6 protein-coding genes are annotated in these 7,480 nt (G+C 58.9%); 3 read left to right on the plus strand and 3 right to left on the minus strand.

The genetic code is table 11. The features are described from left to right. Nucleotides 1-12: 12 nt before the first annotated feature. The 3 genes from HMPREF3143_RS07585 to HMPREF3143_RS07595 form a co-directional block, all read right to left on the minus strand. A complete protein-coding gene (locus tag HMPREF3143_RS07585) occupies nt 13-1,926 on the minus strand; it encodes a DNA topoisomerase III (protein ID WP_008500701.1) in 1,914 nt (637 codons plus the stop codon). A gap of 4 nt (nt 1,927-1,930) precedes the next feature. Beyond that, the gene (gene selD, locus HMPREF3143_RS07590) at nt 1,931-2,974 is read right to left on the minus strand and encodes a selenide, water dikinase SelD (protein ID WP_008500702.1); all 1,044 of its coding nucleotides are present in this window, start codon (nt 2,972-2,974) and stop codon (nt 1,931-1,933) included. Nucleotides 2,975-3,090: 116 nt separating this feature from the next. Next, the gene (locus HMPREF3143_RS07595) at nt 3,091-3,642 is read right to left on the minus strand and encodes an NAD(P)H nitroreductase (protein WP_047748263.1); all 552 of its coding nucleotides are present in this window, start codon (nt 3,640-3,642) and stop codon (nt 3,091-3,093) included. Between the two features lie 167 nt (nt 3,643-3,809). Here HMPREF3143_RS07595 and sppA point away from each other — a divergent pair, with 167 nt between their 5' ends. The 3 genes from sppA (at nt 3,810) to pncA (ending at nt 7,397) form a co-directional block, all read left to right on the plus strand. Continuing rightward, nucleotides 3,810-5,666, plus strand: coding sequence for a signal peptide peptidase SppA (gene sppA / locus HMPREF3143_RS07600; protein ID WP_070532478.1), 1,857 nt, complete (start codon nt 3,810-3,812; stop codon nt 5,664-5,666). Between the two features lie 63 nt (nt 5,667-5,729). Then, nucleotides 5,730-6,746, plus strand: a complete 1,017-nt coding sequence (gene ansA, locus HMPREF3143_RS07605) for an asparaginase (RefSeq protein WP_070532482.1) — start codon at nt 5,730-5,732, stop codon at nt 6,744-6,746. A 9-nt stretch (nt 6,747-6,755) separates the two neighbouring features. After that, on the plus strand, nt 6,756-7,397 hold the full coding sequence (pncA, locus tag HMPREF3143_RS07610; RefSeq protein WP_008500706.1) for a bifunctional nicotinamidase/pyrazinamidase: 642 nt from the start codon (nt 6,756-6,758) through the stop codon (nt 7,395-7,397). The last annotated feature ends 83 nt before the right edge of the window (nt 7,398-7,480 follow it).

A 7,480-nucleotide genomic window follows, 5' to 3' on the forward strand; every position in this document is an offset into this window, starting at 1 on the left:
CCGGCCTACGGGTTAAGAAGCGGCCGCGCTCTTTTTCTTTTTAAACGGTTTCTTCGCGCCACCACCGGGTGCAACCATCCCTCTGAACGTTTTCACGGGCGTGCTGCGCGCCTGATCGATCAGCTGGTAAAGCGTCCCCACCAGCGGCTGCATAAAGTCCTGATAGCGGCACTGCTTCTCGCTGATCTGCGTCAGCACCGATTCCCAGTGCGCGGTCATGTCCGGCCTGGCGGCCAGCTCCGGCAGGGAATGAATCAGCGCGCGGCCCGGCTCGGTCGAATGGATATAGCGCCCCTTTTTCTCAAGAAAACCGCGCTTAAAGAGCAGCTCGATAATCCCCGCGCGGGTCGCCTCCGTGCCCAGACCGTCGGTGGCGCGCAGGATCTTCTTCAGATCTTTATCCTGCACGAACCGGGCGATGCCGGTCATCGCGGAAAGCAGCGTCGCATCGGTAAAATGGCGCGGCGGCTGCGTCTGGCGTTCCACCACTTCCCCTTTCTCGCACAGCAGCTCGTCGTCTTTGGCGACCACGGGCAGCGGCGTGCCGTCATTCTCCTCGTCACGCTCTTTGTTCCCCAGCAGCGTCCGCCAGCCTGCTTCTGCGAGGAAACGGGCTTTCGCAATGAATTTCCCTTTCGCGATTTCCAGTTCGATCACGCATTTACGGAACACCGCGTCCGGGCAGAACTGCATCAGGTACTGGCGGGCGATCAGGTTGTAGACCTTCGCTTCGTTATCCGTCAGGTTGACGCTGCTGGCGCGCGCCGTCGGGATAATCGCGTGGTGGGCGTCCACCTTTTTGTCGTCCCAGCAGCGGTTATGGGTGTCCGGGTTCACCACCGGCTGCGGCAGCAGATCCGGCGCATGCACGCTAATGGCGTTCATCACCGAATGACGACCGGCAAAATGCTCTTCCGGCAGATAGCGGCTATCCGAACGCGGATAGGTGATCAGCTTATGGGTTTCGTAGAGCTTCTGGCAGATATCCAGCACGTTCTGCGCGCTCAGGCCAAAGCGCTTCGCGGCCTCAATCTGCAGGGCCGACAGCGAGAACGGCAGCGGCGCGGGTTCTGATTCCCGTTTATCGTTATAGCTGGTGACGATAGCGGGCTGTCCGGTAATGCGGTTAACCACATGATCCGCCAGCGGACGGTGCAGCAAACGCCCCTCTTCATCCTGATATGACTCGCAGGCATCGCTCGGCTGCCAGACGGCGGTAAAGCGTTCGTCTTTAGGCGTGACGATATGCGCTTTCACTTCAAAGAAATCTTTGGCGACGAAGTTCTCAATCTCTTCATCACGACGCACGACCAGCCCCAGCACCGGCGTCTGCACGCGCCCCACGGAGAGCACGCCCTGATAGCCCGCGTTGCGCCCGAGGATGGTGTAGGCGCGGGTCATGTTGATGCCGTACAGCCAGTCGGCGCGCGCGCGGGCGAGCGCCGAGACGCACAGCGGAATAAACTCGCTGTTGGCGCGCAGGCGCGAGATCGCACGCTCCACCGCCTGCGGGTTGAGGTCGTTGATCAGGCAGCGCTGCACCTGCTGACGCTTTTCCGGCGCCAGTTCAAGATAGTCCAGCACCTCATCCACCAGCAGCTGTCCTTCCCTGTCCGGGTCACCCGCATGCACGATTTCATCGGCTTCATGCAGGAAGCGCTTGATCACGTTGAGCTGTTTGGTCACCGAAGGTCGGGGCTGCAGGCGCCATTTTTCCGGCACGATGGGCAGATCGTTCAAATTCCAGCGGGCGTAGCGGCTGTCATAGACATCCGGCTGCGCCTGCTCAAGCAGGTGACCGATACACCAGGTGACCACCTGCCCGTTACCGCATTCGATAAAGCCGTCGCCTTTGCGATGCGGCTTAGGCAGCACATCGGCAATGGCACGGGCCAGGCTCGGCTTTTCGGCAATAAACAACCGCATCGAATTAACGAATCTCAATCATCGGTCGGCCACCGCGCGCGGTCACCAGCTCGCCGATCGCCGTCAGGGTAATGCCGAACTCGGCGGCCGTTGCCTGAACCTCGGCTTCGGATTCCGGCGTGACCGCCAGCAGCAGGCCGCCGGAGGTTTGCGGATCGCACAGCAGGTTGCGCCATTCTTCTGGCATTTCGCCCATCAGGTGACCATAGCTGGCGAAGTTACGCTGGGTACCGCCCGGGACCGCGCCCTGAGCAATATACTCTTCCACGCCCGGTAGCTTCGGCACGTCCTGATACCAGACCTGCGCCTGCACGCCCGCGCCCTGACACACTTCGGAGAGGTGCCCCAGCAGACCAAAACCGGTCACGTCGGTCATCGCCTTCACGCCGTCGATATTGGCGAAAGCGGCACCCGCGAGGTTCATCTGGCACATGACTTCCGTTGCCAGCCCTTTGTGCTCCGGTTTGAGCAGGGATTTTTTCTCGGCGGTGGTCAGCACGCCAATGCCCAGCGGCTTGGTGAGGAACAGCTTGCAGCCCGCCTGCGCGGTACTGTTGCGCTTCACGCGCTCGGTCGGGACCACGCCAGTAACGGCCAGGCCGAAGATAGGCTCCGGCGCATCGATAGAGTGACCACCGGCCAGCGCAATCCCCGCCTGCTGGCAGGCGAAACGGCCGCCATCAATCACTTCACGGGCTACTTCCGGCGGGATGGTGTTGATCGGCCAGCCCAGAATAGCGATCGCCATAATCGGTTTGCCGCCCATGGCGAAGATATCGCTGATGGCGTTAGTGGCCGCAATACGCCCGAAATCGAACGGGTTGTCGACAATCGGCATAAAGAAGTCGGTGGTGCTGATAATGCTGGTGCCGTTACCCAGGTCATAAACCGCTGCATCGTCACGCGTTTCGTTGCCGACAAGCAGGTTCGGGTCGACAAACTTCGCCTGTTCGCTGTGCAGGATGGTCTCCAGCACTTTCGGGGAAATTTTACAACCGCAACCGGCTCCGTGGCTGTACTGCGTTAAACGAATGGTTTGCTCGCTCATGGACGTCTCCTGTCATCTCAATCGCGCTATGGTAGCGCTCATTCCATAAAGAGGTAAGTATGACTGTCTGAATTCTGCGGCAGATGCTCAGAATCCAGACAGTTTAGCGCGCGCTATCAGAAACGGCTGACGAAAGGCGTGGTGTCCGGCACGCTGATGGTGCTGGAGGCTTTAAGCTGCGGAGTACCGAGATAGAGGAAACCGACAATTTTGTCATGCTCACCGCAGCCAAAACCGTCCCGGACCGCCGGGCTTTCGGTCAGCGCACCGGTGCGCCAGATACCGTTAAAGCCTTGCGCGACGGCGGCCATCTGCATCGCCATCACCGCACAGCCCGCAGACATTTCCTGTTCCCAGACCGGGACTTTATGATCCACCTGGCATTTTGCCACGACAGCAATGATCATCGGGGCGCGGAACGGGGCATTACGCGCCTTATCGATTCCTTTCTCATCCTGCCCTGCGGCCACCGCCCCCTGCTCCAGCAGTTTACTGAAACGATCGCGGCCTTCGCCTTCAATCACAAAGAAGTGCCACGGCTGCAGCGTGCCATGATCGGGGGCACGCATGCCGGCACGCAGAATGTTCTCCAGCTGCTCGCCTGCCGGGGCAGGTTCGGCCAGACGGGAAGCGCTACGGCGGTTAACAAGCAGTTCGAGTGCGTCCATTGGTTAACTCCTTTCTTGAAATTTACTCACAAAATTAACACGACGGCAGATTTTGTTACAGCCTGGCAGGCGATTCCTGCTGACAAGTGGCGGTTGGGTCATTACGATAACCCAACATTACCGTCCAGTGGCGACGGAAACAGTCATTTTCTGGTTAGGGAGAATACATGCGAACCCTTTGGCGAATTATTGCCGGTTTCTTTAAATGGACGTGGCGACTGCTCAACTTCGTCCGCAACCTGGTGATGAATATCTTCTTCATCCTGCTGGTTCTGGTTTGCGCGGGCATCTGGATGCACATCAGCAACGCAAATCAGGCGCAGCATTCGACTCGCGGGGCCCTGTTACTCGATATCACCGGCGTCATCGTTGATAAACCGTCAGCCAGCAACCGTCTGGGTGTGATCAGCCGTCAGCTGTTTGGCGCCACGTCCGACCGCCTGCAGGAAAACTCCCTGTTCGATATCGTCGATGCCATCCGTCAGGCCAAAGATGACCGCAACATCACCGGCATCGTGCTGGATCTGAAAGATTTTGCCGGCGGCGATCAGCCGTCTATGCAGTACATCGGTAAAGCGCTGCGCGAATTCCGCGACAGCGGCAAGCCGGTCATTGCCGTGGGCGACAGCTACAGCCAGGGGCAATATTATCTGGCGAGCTTCGCCAATAAAATCTGGCTCTCCCCGCAGGGTACGGTCGATCTGCACGGCTTTGCCACCAACGGCCTGTACTATAAATCGCTGCTCGACAAGCTGAAGGTTACCACCCACGTCTTCCGCGTCGGCACGTACAAATCCGCCGTGGAGCCGTTTATCCGCGACGATATGTCACCTGCCGCCCGCGAAGCGGACAGCCGCTGGATTGGCGAGCTGTGGAAGAACTATCTCGGCACCGTTGCCGCGAACCGTCAGATTACGCCTGAGCAGGTGTTCCCTGGCGCGCAGGGCGTGCTCGAAGGCCTGCGTAAGGTTGACGGCGATACCGCGAAATACGCGCTTGATAACAAACTGGTTGATGCCCTGGGCACCAGCGCCGAGATTGAAAAATCCCTGAGCAAACAGTTTGGCTGGAGCAAAGAGGACAAAAATTACAGCGCCATCAGCATGTATGATTACTCGACGAAGAAACCGGATGAGAACGGTGATAGCGTCGCGGTGGTCTTTGCTAACGGTGCGATTATGGACGGTCAGGAGACCCCGGGGAACGTGGGCGGTGATACCACGGCGTCACAAATACGCGATGCGCGCCTCGATCCGAAAGTGAAGGCGATTGTCCTGCGGGTCAACAGCCCTGGCGGTAGCGTCAGCGCCTCCGAAGTGATCCGCGCTGAACTGGCCGCGGCCCGCGCCGCCGGTAAGCCTGTCGTCGTCTCAATGGGCGGAATGGCCGCCTCCGGGGGGTACTGGATCTCCACGCCAGCCAACTACATCGTGGCGAACCCAAGCACGCTCACCGGCTCGATTGGCATCTTCGGGGTGATCAACACCGTAGAGAACAGCCTGGATTCTCTGGGCGTGCATACTGACGGCGTAGCGACCTCTCCGCTCGCGGATGTCGCGGTGACCAAATCCCTGCCGCCGGAAGTCTCTGAGATGATGCAGCTCAGCATTGAGAACGGCTATAAACGCTTTATCACCCTGGTCGCCGACTCGCGCAAAAAGACGCCTGAGCAGATCGACCAGATTGCGCAGGGCCACGTCTGGACCGGTCAGGATGCGAAGAGCAACGGACTGGTGGACAGCCTGGGCGACTTCGATGACGCGGTGAAGAAAGCCGCCGAACTGGCGAAGCTGAAGCAGTGGCATATCGAGTATTACCAGGACGAACCGTCGTTCTTCGATATGGTCATGGACAGCATGTCCGGCTCGGTACGCGCCATGCTGCCGGAGGCGCTGCAGGCTTATCTGCCTGCGCCGGTCGCCACGGCGGCAAAAGCGATGAAGGCAGAAAGCGATAAGCTTGCGGCCTTTAACGATCCACAGAGTCGTTACGCGTTTTGCCTGACCTGCGCGAACGTCCGTTAAAAACCGTCCCCTCTTCCTACGAAGAGGGGATTTTTTTCTTTTGAAGAACAAGAACTCACTACCATGCAGAAGAAATCGATTTATGTAGCCTACACTGGCGGTACCATCGGTATGCAGCGCTCTGAAAACGGCTATATCCCCGTCTCCGGCCACCTGCAGCGTCAGCTTGCGCTGATGCCCGAATTCCACCGTCCGGAAATGCCTGACTTCACCATCCACGAATACGAGCCGCTGATGGACTCCTCCGACATGACGCCGGAAGACTGGCAGCACATCGCGGATGATATTAAAACCCATTACGACCAGTACGACGGCTTCGTGATCCTGCACGGTACCGACACCATGGCATTTACCGCCTCGGCGCTCTCCTTCATGCTGGAGAACCTGAGCAAGCCGGTTATCGTCACCGGATCGCAAATTCCGCTGGCGGAGCTGCGCTCTGACGGGCAGATCAACCTGCTGAACTCCCTGTACGTGGCGGCGAATTACCCGATTAACGAAGTGTCGTTGTTCTTTAACAACCGTCTGTATCGCGGTAACCGCACCACCAAAGCCCACGCCGACGGCTTTGACGCCTTCGCCTCACCCAACCTGCAGCCGCTGCTGGAGGCCGGGATTCATATCCGTCGTCTGGGCACGCCGCCTGCGCCAAACACCGCGGGCGAGCTGATTGTGCATCCGATTACTCCGCAACCGATTGGCGTGGTGACCATTTATCCGGGTATCTCTGCGGACGTGGTGCGTAACTTCCTGCGTCAGCCGGTGAAAGCGCTTATCCTGCGCTCCTATGGCGTGGGCAATGCGCCGCAAAACGGCGAGTTTCTGAAAGAGCTTCAGGAAGCCAGCGAACGTGGAATTGTGGTGGTGAACCTGACCCAGTGTATGTCCGGTAAAGTGAATATGGGCGGCTATGCCACCGGCAACGCGCTGGCGCATGCGGGCGTGATCAGCGGTTTCGATATGACCGTTGAGGCAACGCTGACTAAACTTCACTATTTACTGAGTCAGGATCTGGACATTCAGTCCATTCGCAGCGCGATGATGCAAAACCTGCGCGGCGAACTGACGCCTGACGAATAAGGAGGTCTCATGAAGCAACGCGCCCTGCTCCTGGTCGATTTGCAAAATGATTTCTGCGCGGGCGGTGCGCTGGCCGTCGCCGAAGGTGACAGCACCGTTGACGTGGCCAACACGCTGATTGACTGGTGCAAAGCCCGTGGTGAAGCAGTTGTCGCAAGCCAGGACTGGCACCCGGCAAATCACGGCAGCTTTGCCAGCCAGCACAATGTCGAGCCCTTCACCCACGGTGAACTCGACGGGCTGGCGCAAACTTTCTGGCCGGATCACTGCGTACAGCAAACGGAAGGCGCGGAGTTACATCCGCTCCTGAACCAGAAAGCCATCGACGCGGTGTTCCATAAAGGTGAAAACCCGGCTATCGACAGCTATAGCGCGTTTTTTGATAACGGGCATCGCCAGAAAACGGCGCTGGACGCCTGGTTACGTCACCATGAAATCACCGAGCTGATTGTGCTGGGGCTGGCAACGGACTACTGCGTGAAGTTCACCGTGCTGGACGCGCTTCAGTTAGGCTACACCGTAAGCGTCATCACCGACGGCTGCCGCGGGGTGAACATTCACCCGCAGGACAGCGCCCAGGCGTTTATGGATATGGCAGCGGAAGGCGCAACGCTGTATACGCTCGAAGACTGGCTGGAAACGCAGGCTTAGGCCTTTTAAGCCGGGTGGCGGCTGCGCCTTACCCGGCCGACTTCTTTGGTTTTGTAGGCCGGGTAAGCGTCAGCGCCACCCGG

Origin of the sequence: Enterobacter sp. HMSC16D10, from assembly GCF_001807145.1 — a bacterium.
GTDB lineage: Bacteria > Pseudomonadota > Gammaproteobacteria > Enterobacterales > Enterobacteriaceae > Enterobacter > Enterobacter roggenkampii.

Excerpts from the sequence above, each read along its gene's own strand:
- pncA (WP_008500706.1), top strand. The coding sequence starts at position 6,756 with ATGAAGCAACGCGCCCTGCTCCTGGTCGATTTGCAAAATGATTTCTGC.
- selD (WP_008500702.1), bottom strand. The coding sequence starts at position 2,974 with ATGAGCGAGCAAACCATTCGTTTAACGCAGTACAGCCACGGAGCCGGT.
- HMPREF3143_RS07585 (WP_008500701.1), bottom strand. The coding sequence starts at position 1,926 with ATGCGGTTGTTTATTGCCGAAAAGCCGAGCCTGGCCCGTGCCATTGCC.
- ansA (WP_070532482.1), top strand. The coding sequence starts at position 5,730 with ATGCAGAAGAAATCGATTTATGTAGCCTACACTGGCGGTACCATCGGT.
- HMPREF3143_RS07595 (WP_047748263.1), bottom strand. The coding sequence starts at position 3,642 with ATGGACGCACTCGAACTGCTTGTTAACCGCCGTAGCGCTTCCCGTCTG.
- sppA (WP_070532478.1), top strand. The coding sequence starts at position 3,810 with ATGCGAACCCTTTGGCGAATTATTGCCGGTTTCTTTAAATGGACGTGG.